Below are 15,386 nucleotides of genomic sequence, written 5' to 3'. Positions count from 1 at the left end.
AAAGCGGTTCGGCAAGCCGCAGCCCGCATTGAGCAATGCATTGAGCGATGACCTTGTTTCCCTGGCCGTTCTTTAAATACCTTGTTGCAACGGCAGCTGATCTCTGCAATAGTGGGGGAGTCTGGGCACCTACCCTTACCTTATCTGCGTTACTTTTCAAAACCTCAAAAACACTTTAGCTGTCGCTTGACCAACGCAACAAATCACTCGGTAGCGTTGAACCATTCCGGATCATGCCCGCAAAGATGATTGCGACGGAACGCCCTTGCGGCCTTGAACCTCAATCACTGGACCGCTGTTAATGGGCCACCACTAAGTGGACCACCATTAAACGGGGTCAATGCAACTCTACTGAACACATCCACAGAGTCGCAGCTCACACCGCTTCACCATGACGCGTTCGCAGGATTAATTCAGCATTCCAACGCATCATGACAGCATCACAATGTGTACTCCCTTGCCGTTGAATTCAAAAATCCGCTGGCGAGAGATTTTATAGAGCGTACGAACTTGCCGTTGGCTGAAGAAGCCGCTGGTAAGTGTTTTATTTTGTTTGTCATTAAAGATGGATGGAGAGACTTATGACCCAACCAACGAAGCGACAGGGTTTCACACTCGTGGAACTGCTTGTCGTGATTGCCATCATTGGCATCTTGGTCGGCCTGCTTCTTCCCGCCGTGCAAGCGGCCAGAGAGGCAGCTAGACGGATGTCGTGCAGCAATAATTTCCATAACATTGGAATTGCGATGCACGATTATCATGCGGCGTTCAATCAGTTGCCTACCAACATGACCGGCACTGGCCGTTCCTATGTGAACCCGATCAGCAACCTAAGTAACCGAATGCGATTAAGCTTCATGGTTCCACTGCTGCCGTACATGGAACAGCAACCGATGTGGGAACGCATTAGCAAAGGCTACGGCACCTGGCCGCCGATGGGACCGGCTCCGTGGATTCGCCAGTTCGATCCCTGGGCATCGCAGATTCCACTGCTTCGCTGCCCCAGTGACCCTGGTGAAGGCGCCCAACTTGGCCGCTGCAACTATGCTGCGAGTTACGGTGACACGTTTAACTATGCGTGGAGCGGTGGTAAAAACGAGCGAGGCTATTCGCAGAACAACAACTCCACAAACACCAGTCAAGACTTTGACGAAAACTGGATGGTCACGCGAGCACTTGCCGGTCAACGTGGCTTCTTCCGCGCTCGTACCAAGATGCGATTCCGTGACATTCTGGATGGCACGTCCAACACCATCGCGTGTGCCGAGATCTGTACCTCGCTGGCGCAGCGTGAAGTCAAAGCGGACTACGCTCGTAACCTTGGCTCCATCCTCCAACCCGGTGCTGGCGAGCACATTGGCGTGCCAATCAATTGCCGTAATGGAGGTCACATCGATCCAGAACGCCCTGCGTTTTACGATCCATCGGCCACGATCAACAACGGCATCAACAATGGACGGGGTGCTCGTTGGGCGGATGGCCGCATTGCCTACATGGGTGTGCAAACCATCTTGCCTCCGAACTCGGCCAGTTGCGTGCGTAACAACAGCGACGGCAACCACGGCTTCTTCACCGCCGGCAGCCGTCACCCTGGCGGGTGCCATGTGCTCTGGGGCGATGGTGGCGTCACCTTCATCACAGAAAGCGTTGACACTGGCGACTTGAATCAGCCGACCGTTTGCCGTTCTCCAAGTGCAAGTCCCAACGTCCAGGGCGTTGAAAGCCCGTATGGATTGTGGGGCGCTGCGGGAACCCGTGCCAACGGAGAAACCAAACAGCTCAATGGCGACAGCGGCGACCAAATCGTCAACTAAGCTGCACTTCGCTTGACAAGCATTTGCAACGCCAGGGCAAGCAACCACACTTGCCTTGGCCGTTTCCTTTCACACCCACAACAGATGGCTAGCCATCTGCATTCAACAACAGGGCCAGGACTATCGAAGCATTGCTGTTCTGGCAATTTAAAGCTCCTGCCCTAAACCTTACCTACCTTGATTCGAATAACCACGATCCTCACGATGAAACTCACCCAATCATTTGCCGCTTTCCTGTTCACTGTCGCTACGCTAACGCTTCCAGCCCTCGGCTGCGGCGGCAAAGAACCGACGGTCATTGAAAGCAAGGAGACCGAAGAAGAGAACGCTCAGATGGACGCGGATTATGAGGCAGAAATGGAAGCCGCTGAGAACGATACGGACCCCGGCGCGGGAGACGAATAGTCTCTCGCGACGAGCATGACGCTCCATTGAACTTCAAACGCCAGTCCGCAGGTTGCGGATTGGCGTTTTTTCATGTCCATGAATCAGCCCTGCCCAAGCATGGTTAAGGTGCCGCTAGCGTGGCGTTCAAGCGACTGAGCGCTGCCGCCGCACGCGCATCAACAGGATTGACACGCAGCGCTTCCTCATAGACCACCATCGCATCAGCAACCTGCCCCATCTGCTCTAGAACCTGGGCCAGTGGCACATAAGCGTCAATCAAGTCAGGATTCAAGTGCAACGACCGGCGATAGGACTGGAGCGCCAAATCAGGGCGTCCCGACAACTGCAGTGCTCGACCAAGGTTGAAATGAGCCTCTGGCAAGTCTGCGTCCATTTGCAACGCGGTCTCAAAATAGCGAATGCTCTGCGGGTAGTCTTGCTGGCGCCCCGCTGCAATCCCTGCATTCATCCAGGCACTCGCTTGCATTGCCTGGCGATCGTATACCGGCAATTTCCCAACCAGCACACTGGCAACAAGGATCAGCGACGCAGTGATCAACGGTCGCCAACGACGGTCGCCGATAGCATCGACCAGTGTGATGACTCCGACGGCTGCGATCGGCATCAGCAACACCGCCAGTGGTTGTCGGTAACGGCCCAGCAAAAAGAAACCCACAATCGCAGCCAGCATTGCCAAGTGAAGCAAGTAATACCACCACAGCGATCGCCACCGGCCAACGGTGGTCAACATGCCAATCCATGCAAGCGCGAACAACCAGCCAAAACTCCAAATCGGTGACAGCACCATCAATGCGACACTAAACTGCGAGAACAACTGATAACTATCGACATCGGGGACTTCAAAATCGTTGATCACCATCAGCGACTTCGTTGCCAACAAACGCACCCAGCGTCCTGGGGCTTCGCCGATTTCAGCGAACGCCTTGTCGAACCAAAACTGTGACACTTCGGCCGCCGTCAACTCGCGACCGGTATTCTGTTCCGCCAACTGAATTGCATCGCTGCGTTCGTACAGCGGCGTCTCGCGTCCAGAGATGAGTGGTTGGTAGACGCCTGTCGCATGGGCATGATTGCCAATGTAAAAGTTCGACCCAGCCTGGAACGTTGTCGGCGACCAAACGCCGCCCAGCAACCCATTGCGCACCACCACGGGCAAAAAGACAACGATCAGACCAGCGACAAATGCCAATCCTTTTTGAAGCGAGCGTCGATCTGGAATCCACGACTTCCCGTTCGTTGCTTGAACGTCATCTGTCACCGCAGGACTCTGTTGTTCGCTGCCGCTGCTCCACAGAAACCACAGCACCAGCACGGGTGACCAGATCAAAGCGTTCTCACGAGTCAAGCACAGCAACCCTAAGCAGGCTCCACAGGCGGTTGCAGCCATGACTTGCCAGCGGCCAACATTTGCCAGACTGATCAAGTACAGCAGCGCACAAAGCAAAAAACTGGCCAAGGCGGCCTTTTGGATCAATCCATCATAAAAGATCGCCGGCGGATACAGCGCCAACGCCAACCCTGCGGCAATGCCATAGCGGATTCCAAACAGGCGTTGCGTTGCCAATCCGACCAACAGCACCGCAGCGCTGCCAAGCAGCGACTGGCAGACTCGAATCGCGGCGACACTGTCGCCGAAAACCGCCTTGAGCAGCGCCAGAAAGTAGGGATACGCCGGAGCTTGATAAAACGGTTCAGTGCCGCACCAGTTTCCGCCAACGATCTGGTCTGCCCATTGCAAGTAGCCGCGACTGTCGCCGAGCGGACTGACGACGGTCGGCAGCGCACTGGTCTGATAAACATTCGCAAGACGAAGCAGCAGCGCGAATGCCGAAATCAGCAGCAACCAGATGAAGCCCGGCCAGCGACCGGAGAGTGGACGATCTGCGTCGCCCAAGTCCGTTGGCACAGAGAACCACCATCGTTGCGACGTGGCTTTTGCATCAGCCTCCCGACCGGATGACCTTTCAGTGCGATCGGGCTTGGTCTGTGAAGCGGTGTTTTGCTTTGACTTTCTTTGACTCAACGAACGCCCCATCACCCGAGAATCACAAACGACTCACCAACCGAACTGCCATCATCCAAAACGAACCGGCTCACTTAATCTCTCAAGAACACCGGCTTGGACTCTGTGGATGATGCTTCATCATAATAGTAACCATCTTCGGCAAAGGCGATCAGCTTCTGAGCGCTCTTGATCTTTTTGCGGATCATCCATGCCGCCATCGTACCGCGAGCCTTCTTCGCGAACACACTGACCATGCGATACTTGCCATTGCTTGCGTCTTTAAAGACCGGAGTCACAACGTCAGCAACAAGGCGTTTTACCTTCAATGACTTGAAGTACTCATTGGACGCCAAGTTGACTAACCGTTTGGATTTCGTGGCTGTCAATTGAGCATTGATCGAATCGGTCAATTGTTCACCCCAAAACTCATACAAGCTCGCGCATTGCGACGTCTTCATTTTCGTCCCCATTTCCAAACGGTAGGGCAACATGGCATCGAGTGGTCGCAACACACCGTACAAACCACTGAGAATCCGCAGATGGTCCTGGGCATACTTGAGCTGGGAGGCGGTCATTTGTTCGGCGTTCAGGCCGGTATAAACATCGCCTTGAAACGCCAAGATCGCCGGCGGCGCCGACTCGGGCAGCGGTGCCTGCCAGGCTTGATAACGCTGATAATTGAGCTGCGTCAATTTCTCGCTGGTGCCCATCAAGACTTGCAGTTTCTGTGCCGTCAACTTCGCTAACTGCGCCACCAGCACGGCGCTCTGATCAAGCAACTCCGGCTGCGAGACCGGAACCACGGGCGACTGAGAACTTTCCTGGATGGTCTTTGACGGAGACAAGATCAGCAGCATGACGAAACCGGGCGATGTAAAAGCGTGTACGCAGAGATTCCCAACACCGTAACATGATAGCCTCCGACAAGGCAGGTCTTGAAGGCCCGCCCGGTTGTCTTCGGGGTGTGCATTGTGCCAACTCAATGGGCGTTCTATCCTGTTGGGCAGCGTTGAAAGACACCCACATTCTTATTTGCGTCTTCTTAGGCTCGACCAATTGATGGAAATCCTGCACGAATCGATCTACGACCATCCCAAATACTACGACTTGGTTTTCGGTGCGGATTGTGCTGCGGAGACAAAATTCATCCTCGGCTGTGCGCACATTTTTCTGCCTCGTCCGGCGAAGCGTTTCTTTGAACCGGCCTGCGGGACCGGCCGCCTCCTGTATGCCTTGGCACGTCGGGGTTATGACGTCGCGGGGCTTGATCTGAATCCGAAAGCCATTGAGTTTTGCAATCAGCGTTTCGAACGCCATGACATGCCGCATCGCGCAAGCGTGGACGACATGTCTGATTTCCGCAGCAAACGCAAATCAGATGTGGCGTTCAATACCATCAATAGTTTTCGCCACTTGTCCAGCGAAACCGCCGCCCGTGATCACTTCGCTTGCATGGCAGACACGATCAAGCCGGGCGGACTGTATTTGCTGGGTGTCCATCTGACGCCGACCCAATCCGAACCAAGCGATGGCGAATCATGGAGCGCGAGTCGAGGCCGGCTCACCGTCAACACACACATGTGGACCAACGATCGCAATCCCAAAACTCGCGTGGAGCGGTTCGGCATCCGCTTTGACATTCACCGGCCCAGCGGCAGTTTCCGCATCGAGGACGAATTGGTCCTGCGCAGCTACACCAAAAAACAAATGGACGCGCTGATTGGCTATGGAAAGCAATGGCAATGCTTGGCCACGTTTGACTTTGGCTACGACCTGAATGAACCGATCGAAGTCGATGGCACAACCGAAGACGTTGTCTATGTGCTGCAGCGAAATCCAGGAAAGTAGCTTACGCCAAGTCGCTCGCGACAGCTGCATCTGAAATCTCCCCGCCCCCACGGAACTCCCATCTAGCAGGCAGCCAAACAGGGGCGGCTGGCCCACACACCGGCATTGCGCCGCGTTTTTGGCTCCGTTTCACAGCGTGGGGACACAGGAGCGGGATCGTCCCCCCCCTCTAAAAGCCTCGGGAAGACGAAAAATCGCGCTACAATCAGTTAAATCCGCACAGAATCCCACTACAATAAACCGATGGGGATTTAGTCACCCTCACGTTCCCTTCCCCCTCGCGGCTGACTCCCTCTACAGTCGGCCAAACATCACCGAAGCCACAGCTTGATGCGAAACGCTGCGTACCGATGGGCCAGCGAGTCGGGGAGCCTCGAGAACAGCGATCCAGCACCTTCAATGAACCGCTGAATCGCCACGCCCGAGCAAACGTGAAGCACCTCCTGCTTCACAGTCGAACCACTTGAAATCATTTCGTCCTTGGACGAGAGACAACTTCGTAACGAGATAGCCGAAAAGGATCACCTCATGGATAACCAGCCGACACGACGAAACTTTCTGAAAAAATCTTCTGCCGCAGCTGCAGCGGGAACCGTCCTCAGCAGCACAATCGCCCGTTCGGCTCACGCCCAAGGAAGCGACGAAATCAAGTTCGCGCTGATCGGCTGTGGTGGTCGCGGTACTGGCGCCACCATGAACATTTTCAATAGCGGTGGAAAAGTCAAACTGGTCGCTGTTCACGATGCGTTCGAAGCGAAGGCTTCCGGAGTGGTCAACTCTCTGAAGTCTCGTGAAAAGGGCAAGTACGCTGACATGGTAGACGTGCCAGCTGAAAACATCTTCAGCGGCTTGGACGGCTACAAGAAACTGCTGCAAGTCGATGCGGACTTGGTCATCATCGCCACGCCTCCAGGCTTCAAGCCGCAACAGTTTGAAGCAGCGGTCAACGCTGGCAAGCACATCTTCATGGAAAAACCTGTCGCTTCGGATGCCACGGGCGTTCGACGTGTTCTGGCTGCCGTCGAAGAATCCAAGAAGAAAAACTTGATGGTTGGTATCGGGCTGCAGCGACGCCACGAAAACCAATACAAAGAAACCATTCAACGGATTCAAGATGGCGCCATCGGTGACGTCCTCTGCACACGCGTTTACTGGAACGGCGGCGGCATCTGGTATCGCAACCGTACCGAAGAACAAACTGAAATGGGCTTCCAGTGCAATAACTGGTACCACTTCAACTGGCTCTCCGGTGACCAAATCTGTGAGCAACACATCCACAACCTGGATGTTGGCTGCTGGCTGAAAGGTGAATACCCCGTCGAATGTAACGGCATGGGTGGACGTGAGCTTCGCATGAATGGCGATGCAACCAAGAGCCAGATCTTTGATCACACGTTCTGCGAATACACTTTCAGTGACGGCACCAAGATGTACAGCCAAGGTCGTCACCTAGGCGGCAAATCGTTCAAGCATGTTGCCGAGTACGCACACGGCAGCAAAGGTACCGCGAACGTTTCCGGCAGCAGCATTGACAGCTCGGCTGGCAACTGGCGTTTCGAAGGCCAACGCCAACGCGGACACCAGCAAGAGCAAAACGACTTGATCGCTGCTCTCTCTCGCGGTGACATCTACAACGAAGGTGAATACGGTGCGATGTCGACGTTCACCGCAATCCTGGGTCGTGAGGCTTGCTACAGCGGTCGCATCCTGAAGTGGGACGACCTGCTCAAGAACGGAACCGAATTGGCTCCCGGTATCGATGACTACACTCTCGATACTGTTCCACCAGCGTCTCCGGGCGCCGACGGCAAGTACCCCATTCCAGTTCCTGGACAGTACGACCCATTCGCGAAAGCCTAAGCGAACCTGCTTCACAGCACAGCCAAAGACAAAGCCAGCCGTCGCAACTTGCGATGGCTGGCTTTTTTCATGATTACTTGACTAAACATCAACCAGCCATCGGCTGATCTTCCGAACAACGATTCATTCCGGTTAACGCATGATCGCGGCGTTCGCTAATCCAGAACGCGCTCGGTGCCACCTTCCTGACTGTCGCTTTGCTTGTTCTTCTCTTCTTCATCCAATCGGAATAGGTACCACTGCTGTGTCTCCGACTCAGAAAAGTGGATCAATGCACTGCATTGGTTTTCTGTCAGATTATACAAACCTGTTTCCATAATTGGCCAATCTTTTCCCCTTGGGCCCCAGGCAGCACGCTGTGAGTCCTTGTCGATCGTCCCCTGAACTTCGAAGGATTCATCGGACGTGGTGTTCTGGACCGTGCCGGCGATAATGCCTTCTTTGCTGATCGCCAATTGTAAGAATATCGTGGCATCTTCGGCAGTCTCATTACTCTCAGTGAGCGCAAAGACGCCTAGCGGCAGCCACTCGATTTGGTCCGATTGCACGTCGGGCACATTGTCGGCGATCTGCTGGGCCTGCTGCGCGTACTCGGTCGTGCTGGCGACGGGCTGCTCGTTGTAGTAAACCGTGTCTCCTTCGTAGTACAAGTTATCACCGTAGGAGTAATAAACGGGCTGCGCTGTGTCAAACCAAGCTGTTCCCAGCCAACCAGTAACAGCACCTGCGGTCGCCCAGGCCCACCAGTTGCAATCGTGATTCCCCCATCCCCAGTGCCAGGGATTGCGATTCCAATAGCCCAAGCCATACGACGGCCAACGAAAGGATGGCGGTGGTCGGTAAGCTGGCGGCCGATACCCTGGTGGTCGCATTCCGGGTGGACGATACCAGGGCGGTCGTGTTCCTGGAGGCCGATGATAGGGCGGCCTATACCCTGGTGGTCGATAACCAAACCCGGGATCAATCGGACGATTGCCAAAACCGGGTCGGTCTCCACCGCCAGGTCTGTCACCAGGCGGACGTTGTCCGAAACCAGGATCGACCGGACGGTTTCCATTGCCAGGACGATCACCGGGTCGGTCTCCACCGCCGGGTCTGTCACCAGGCGGACGTTGCCCGAAACCAGGATCGACCGGACGGTTTCCGTTGCCAGGACGATCACCGGGTCGGTCTCCACCGCCAGGTCTGTCACCAGGCGGACGTTGTCCGAAACCAGGATCGACCGGACGGTTTCCGTTGCCAGGACGACTCACGTTGCCAGGACGGGGGAAGGGGCTCGCACCGCCCGACTCCCGGCTCAGGAATGCTGCCGCTGCCCCGCCGCCTGCGAAAGCTCCTGCCGACATTGCGCCGCGTCCGCCTTCGAGGAAATGATTCAACTGTGAATCAGTGGGCCGCCCCCCCTGACCGAAGGCACCGCGGTTGAAGTTTCCGGCCCCTTGCTTAGTCCCGGGGCGACCTCCCAGACCGGACTGAAAAGGGTTACCTTGCACGGAGTCGCCACCAAGACTTCCGCGTGATGGAAGGTCCCGACTGCCACCGAAACTTCCCTGACCTAACGATGGGCGACTAGAAGGAAAGTTTGAGCGAGCAATGGATCCAGGTTGTGAACCACCCAGGGCTGGCGAACTGGGGCGAAAACTGTTCGGTCGCGAAATTGATGACGAGGGACGATTGAAAGATGGAGACGGCCGGCTAAAAGACGGTGACCGACCAGCCGACATACTGGGCCGCGACATACTGGGCCGCGACATACCACCGCTCCGGAAACCGCCACCACCGCCGAACCCGCGTGCCTCTACTTCAGGGCACTCCATGCCAAACCATCCAACTAAACAGATCCCGCACGGTATCCAAAGGAGTCGCTGATACATCGTTGTCATCTTTTTCTCTTTGTTGTGAAGCGGCCAAGGAAGCCGAATTACTCCGGCAAACGCTCAAACTGAATCTCAGAAACATTTGGCAGCAGCGTTGCACCGATACTTCGATTGAACTTTCGCCAACGATAAGTGTTGGCATCCACTGGAGTGATCGCGACGCTAAACGTCCCCTGTTCAGAATCGCCTAGTGTCGCGTTCGAATGCACGGTCCAATGATCGCCGACCTGCTCCCAGTTACCCTCGACGACACTGCCGTGCGAATCAAACAACCAACTCTTAATTCGCTTGTCCGCTGGATCCCAACCAATCAGCTGTATCCCCACAGACTCCAATTCATCACGTCCCTGAACGATGTACTTGCGAACGAGAAAGTTAGAGTTAACTGACCGGTGACAGCGCAGATCAATTGCCAAGTCATCGGCCTGATACACCCAACGACCGACTAAAAACCCAAGACCATGGAGTTCCCAATCTCGGCTGGGCGCCTTAAAACGCACTTGCTCATTGACTGAATCAATCAACCACTTACCAGCTTGTTTGACATACACCGTGCGATAGTCACTCTCGGTTACTTTGCCATCGACCTGTACGGAGGCCTGACCGGTTTCGATTGCAACCTGCGGTGACACAAATTCCAGCGACTGAGTGTCGACCAACAACTTAAGATCGCCTGAGTGATCAAATAGATTCTTGACCAACTCCGTGAGTGCCTCTCGACCTGCGACTGGGGAATCACGATCGTCAGACCGATACAGCGCCTCCTCCGTCCAAAGTGCAACAAAGCGTTCAACATCACGTTCATTGAAAGCTGCAACGTATTGTTCTATCGCTTCCTGCAGGGCCACTCGATCTGAATCTTCCTGAGATCCCTGTTCCTCTTTCAAGTCCAGCACCGCATCATCACCAGGCTGTTCGATCTCCACCACCACCGGTTCTTGACCGATCTGGTTAATGGCCTCCTGAGCATCGACCAAGTGGCCTGTTTGCCCGTCAGCAGCACCGAACAGGATGGTGCCCAGCGTCGCTGCACAAACAATTGGGGGCAGCATGTGTAATCGCACCAGGCGTTTCATTCCAAGCTTTGTCAGCATCGAGCGTTCTCCGAGAGAAACAAGAGACAGGAATACCTAAAAACCTAGACTCCCCTCCGGTCCTCACAACGAAATCCGGCGACTTTGAGTCATTTACCTCACCGACTGGAGAGGGCATTCCATCTCGAGAAACTCTGTTCAGTTGAAAGATTTACCAACGCCACGTTTGCACCTGAAACAGACGAGGGAGTAAACTAAAGGCCCCTCCGAAACGCTTTCCCTTTTCCCTGCACAGAACGAATGCCACCCTTCCTACGCTGTGTTCTCGCTGCCTGCGCCGCTTTAATCGCATTCAACCGCATCCATTCGGCAGCCGCACAACAAGCTTCGCCAGAGCCGGCTGAAAACGTCACCCAGGAATCTGAAACGACGTTCAGCGAAGGCGAGAAACTCTTTGCCCTTCATGTCCAGCCACTGATCTCGGAAAAGTGCTTGGCTTGCCATGGCGCCGATCAGGATGCCATCGAAGGTGGCTTCGACCTGCGCAACCGCGAGAGCATGCTTGCCGGTGGCGACAACTTTGAAGACAAAGTCCTGGTCCCTGGGAATGCTGGTGCCAGTGCCTTGTACCGCACCGCGAAGCGTAGCGAAGAAGGCTATGAAATGCCTCCCAAGGAAGCAGAAGCCCTCAGCCAGGAACAGTACTGGCACCTTCGTGACTGGATCAACGCGGGCGCTCCTTGGCCGGATGAACAACGCAGCACGCTGATCCGTCAACAGTTTGACCAGGGCATTGTTGTTGACACCAGCAAAGCGCTCTCCGATGACTGGCAATTTCGACGATACGAAGCGCAGAACCTATGGGCTTATCGACCACTGCAAAAAGTCTCGGTGCCCAACAACGCACACCCGATAGATTACCTGATTGACCAATCACTTAAGCAAGCTGAATTGCCAGCCGCCGGTCAGGCCAGCGCCACCACGATCGCCCGACGTTTGAGCTTTGGCTTGACCGGACTGCCGCCGCAAGTGGAGGCGGCCGATGCATTCGTACAGCAGTATCGCAATGACCCTGGGCAAGCGATCAATGATTACGCTCAGCAACTGATGGCTTCACCACACTATGGCGAACACTTCGCTCAGCGCTGGCTGGACGTGGTTCGCTATGCCGACACGGCTGGATTTGCCAACGACTACTCCCGGCCCAACGCCTGGCGTTATCGAGATTACGTGATCCGTGCATTTCAAAACGACGTGCCCTTCAACACCTTCGTTCAACAACAACTTGCCGGTGATGAGCTAGATGACCGCAACGGCGAGAACCTGATTGCGACTGGCTTTCTAAGAATGGGGCCGTGGGAACAGACCTCAATGAGCGTCTTTAAGGAAACGCGTCAACAATGGTTGGACGACATCACCGACACCGTCGGCCAAGCTTTCTTGGGGCATGCTCTGCAATGTGCAAAATGCCACGACCACAAATTCGATCCGGTTCCAACACGCGATTACTATCGCATGATGGCAGTCTTTTCGACGACTCAATTTGCCGAACGCGATGTCGCGTTCCTGTCGGCAGAAAATCAGGCCAACTTCGCCAACTCAGACAACTGGGTCAATGAAAAGATTCAAGCCTATCAACAGCAGTCTAAAGAACTGAATCAACAGGTCAGTCAAAAACGCGAGCAAGAAACCGGAGATGCAAAAGTTGGTGACAACGGGCTTGCGCCAGGGGACGAAGCCTCGTTAGCTCGCATGAACAAAAACATGCAGCGTCATCGCTTGGAACTTGATCGCACCAAACCCATTGCACTGACGGTCTATACAGGAAAGACGATCCAATACAGGAATGTCAGCACGCGACTTCTGATGCCAGCCAATCCATGGAACAAAGGACAGTTCGACACCGATGCGATCCTGGCAGGTGGCAACATCTACTCGCCGACCGATCCGGTGACGCCGGGAGCCCTCAGTGCCGCCGAATCGCTTGGCAACATGAACCACCAGCCATTCCCGGCCAGCCGAGGCAAACGCCGACTCGCGCTGGCACGCTGGATCACCTCGCCCGACAACCCCTTAACGGCACGCGTCATCGTGAATCGCGTTTGGTCCTGGCACTTTGGTTCCGGCTTGGCTGGCAATCCAAACAATTTCGGCGCAACCGGCGCGGCGCCCACACATGGCCCACTGCTGGACTACTTGGCACGCTGGTTCATGGACAACGACTGGTCCGTTAGAAAATTGAACCAATTGATCGTGTCCTCTCGGGTCTATCGTCGCAACAGCACCCATCCCCATCCAGAGCTTGTCGCGCAGCGCGATTCACAAAACAAACTGTATGCTGTGTTTCAACCTCGCCGGCTGACAGCCGAAGAAATTCGCGACGCCATGCTGGCCTGCAGTGGCGAACTAAATCGGCAGGTTGGCGGCATCCCATGCCGGCCTGACCTGAATCTGGAAGTGGCCTTTCAGCCTCGCCAAATCATGGGTGGAACGGCATCCGTTTATGAGCCCGATCCGTTGCCCAGCCAGCGCAATCGGCGAACGATCTATGCTGAAAAGATTCGTGGCCTGCGAGATCCATTCATGGAGACCTTCAATCAACCCGGACCGGACAAGTCTTGTGAACTGCGAGAAACATCCATCATCGCGCCGCAAGCATTAACCTTACTGAACTCTGAGGAGGTCTTGCAGCGAGCCATCGCGATGGCAGATCAACTGATCCAACGCCAGGCAACGCCCAAAGAAACCATTCGCCAGGCCTTTGAAATCTGCCTGGGCCGGCAGCCTGACGAAGCAGAAACAATGCTGTGTCTGCAACACTGGCGACAACACGCGGCACTGCCCGCGCCACCAGAACCGACGGCTATCGCCGATCAACTGCAGCGTACTGTGATGGCCGAAAAAACGGGACAGCCCTATTCGTTCGTCGAACACATGCCTGCCTACAAGAACTACCAAGCTGATCTGCAGCCCGCTGATATTAGCGCAACGACCCGTGGCCTAGCAGCTGTGTGCCTCGTGCTTTTTAACAGTAACGAATTCCTTTACCTTGACTAATCATGAACTCAGCACAGACACACCATCGAAGGGCTGCTCAAGCATGGGTCACTCCAACGCGCCGCGAAGCGTTGTATGGCATTGGGGCGGGTTTAGGAGCCGTCGCCCTAACGAGCATGCTGGCAGCGGACAACCCATCGGCCGCCCCAGCGAAAGCTGCATCCGCAAGCGTCTCCGGCACGCATCATCGCCCCAAAGCGAAACGCTGCTTATTCTTGATGATGGAAGGTGGTCCATCACACCTGGATACCTTTGATCCGAAACCGGAACTCAATCAACGGCATCTTCAAGCGTTCACCCGCAGCGGTGAAATGGAATCCGCGATGTCGTCGGGCAAACGCTACTTCGTCAAAAGCCCGTTCAAATTCATTCAGGCAGGCAGCAGTGGCATTAGCCTTTCCGAACCTTGGAAGCACCTGGCCAAGCATGCGGATGATCTTTGCATTTACCACGGCGCCCAGGTCGACTCGGTGAATCATCCTACCGCCTGCTATCAACTGAACACCGGCAATCAATTTGGCGGCGATCCGGCAGTTGGATCATGGGTCAACTATGGACTAGGAAGCGAAAACGACAATTTGCCGGGCTTTGTTGTCCTGCCGCGTTCCAGCTATCCGCAAGGTGGTGCCGGCAACTGGGGAAACGGCTTTCTGCCAGCGAAATTCCAAGGGACCCCCTTAAGAGCCGCCGGCAGTCCGATCTTAAACCTGAACCCACAGCAGGCGATTCTTCCTCAGGCACAGCGCAGCAACTTGGATCTGCTTGGCAAACTAAACCAGAAACACTTAGACGCTCGTCCCGGACGCAGCGACTTAGAGGCGCGGCTAAAAAGCTACGAACTGGCCTATCGCATGCAGACGGAGGTACCTGAAGTCCTGGATCTTGCTGGCGAAGATCAACGCACGCTGGATGCCTATGGCATTGGCAATTCAAATACCGATGCCTTCGGTCGCAAATGCCTGCTGGCACGGAGACTGCTAGAGAGTGGCGTGCGATTCGTCCAAGCCTATGCTGGCAACTGGGACAGTCACGACTACATCCAAAAGGCTCACGGCGCCTTAATTGAATCGGTGGATCAGCCGATCGCCGCGCTCCTGGCAGATCTCAAACAGCGTGGCCTGCTGGAAGAGACACTGGTGGTTTTCTGCGGAGAATTTGGCCGCACACCAGACAATGGGCTGCGAGGAGGCGGCCAGTCCTACGGACGCGATCACAATGCAAAAGCCATGTGCATGTGGTTTGCTGGCGGAGGCACCAAAGCCGGACACCGGATCGGAGCGACCGACGAGATCGGCGCCGAGGCCGTGCAGTGCGTGCATCATATTCGCGACGTCCATGTCACACTTTTGCACCTTTTGGGCTTAGACGATAATCACTTAACGTATTTCCATGCTGGTCGACACAAACAGTTATCACAGTTTGGCGGCGAAGTGATCCAAGAGTTGCTGGCCTAAGGAATCATGCTGCGGCCAAAACGAACAAG

General features: G+C 55.2%; 10 protein-coding genes. 6 read left to right on the top strand and 4 right to left on the bottom strand.

Features of this window, described 5'->3' with window-relative positions:
• Window positions 1-581: 581 nt before the first annotated feature.
• Both SV7mr_RS01610 and SV7mr_RS01605 read left to right on the top strand, forming a co-directional pair.
• The gene (locus SV7mr_RS01610) at window positions 582-1,814 is read left to right on the top strand and encodes a DUF1559 domain-containing protein (RefSeq protein WP_145268604.1); all 1,233 of its coding nucleotides are present in this window, start codon (window positions 582-584) and stop codon (window positions 1,812-1,814) included.
• Window positions 1,815-2,018: 204 nt separating this feature from the next.
• A complete protein-coding gene (locus SV7mr_RS01605) occupies window positions 2,019-2,219 on the top strand; it encodes a hypothetical protein (protein WP_145268602.1) in 201 nt (66 codons plus the stop codon).
• A gap of 103 nt (window positions 2,220-2,322) precedes the next feature.
• Here SV7mr_RS01605 and SV7mr_RS01600 read toward each other — a convergent pair whose 3' ends face one another.
• Complete coding sequence (locus SV7mr_RS01600) at window positions 2,323-4,128, bottom strand: tetratricopeptide repeat protein (protein WP_419187963.1); 1,806 nt, start codon at window positions 4,126-4,128, stop codon at window positions 2,323-2,325.
• Window positions 4,129-4,319: 191 nt separating this feature from the next.
• Complete coding sequence (gene yaaA, locus SV7mr_RS01595) at window positions 4,320-5,084, bottom strand: peroxide stress protein YaaA (protein WP_145268598.1); 765 nt, start codon at window positions 5,082-5,084, stop codon at window positions 4,320-4,322.
• A 202-nt stretch (window positions 5,085-5,286) separates the two neighbouring features.
• On the opposite strand from yaaA, the gene SV7mr_RS01590 reads away from it, so the two are divergent.
• The gene (locus SV7mr_RS01590) at window positions 5,287-6,075 is read left to right on the top strand and encodes a class I SAM-dependent methyltransferase (protein WP_145268596.1); all 789 of its coding nucleotides are present in this window, start codon (window positions 5,287-5,289) and stop codon (window positions 6,073-6,075) included.
• Between the two features lie 528 nt (window positions 6,076-6,603).
• On the top strand, window positions 6,604-7,935 hold the full coding sequence (locus SV7mr_RS01585; RefSeq protein WP_145268594.1) for a Gfo/Idh/MocA family protein: 1,332 nt from the start codon (window positions 6,604-6,606) through the stop codon (window positions 7,933-7,935).
• A 155-nt stretch (window positions 7,936-8,090) separates the two neighbouring features.
• On the opposite strand, the gene SV7mr_RS01580 is transcribed toward SV7mr_RS01585, so the two are convergent.
• On the bottom strand, window positions 8,091-8,807 hold the full coding sequence (locus tag SV7mr_RS01580; protein WP_145268592.1) for a hypothetical protein: 717 nt from the start codon (window positions 8,805-8,807) through the stop codon (window positions 8,091-8,093).
• A 1,049-nt stretch (window positions 8,808-9,856) separates the two neighbouring features.
• On the bottom strand, window positions 9,857-10,906 hold the full coding sequence (locus SV7mr_RS01575) for a YybH family protein (RefSeq protein WP_145268589.1): 1,050 nt from the start codon (window positions 10,904-10,906) through the stop codon (window positions 9,857-9,859).
• A gap of 240 nt (window positions 10,907-11,146) precedes the next feature.
• On the opposite strand from SV7mr_RS01575, the gene SV7mr_RS01570 reads away from it, so the two are divergent.
• On the top strand, window positions 11,147-13,903 hold the full coding sequence (locus SV7mr_RS01570) for a PSD1 and planctomycete cytochrome C domain-containing protein (RefSeq protein ID WP_145268587.1): 2,757 nt from the start codon (window positions 11,147-11,149) through the stop codon (window positions 13,901-13,903).
• 2 nt (window positions 13,904-13,905) lie between these two features.
• Window positions 13,906-15,357, top strand: a complete 1,452-nt coding sequence (locus SV7mr_RS01565; RefSeq protein ID WP_145268585.1) for a DUF1501 domain-containing protein — start codon at window positions 13,906-13,908, stop codon at window positions 15,355-15,357.
• The last annotated feature ends 29 nt before the right edge of the window (window positions 15,358-15,386 follow it).

Source organism: Stieleria bergensis (assembly GCA_007745635.1).
Lineage (GTDB): Bacteria > Planctomycetota > Planctomycetia > Pirellulales > Pirellulaceae > Stieleria > Stieleria bergensis.
The sequence above is the reverse complement of the archived record's forward strand: the minus strand, read 5'-3'. Positions and strand labels throughout refer to the sequence as shown.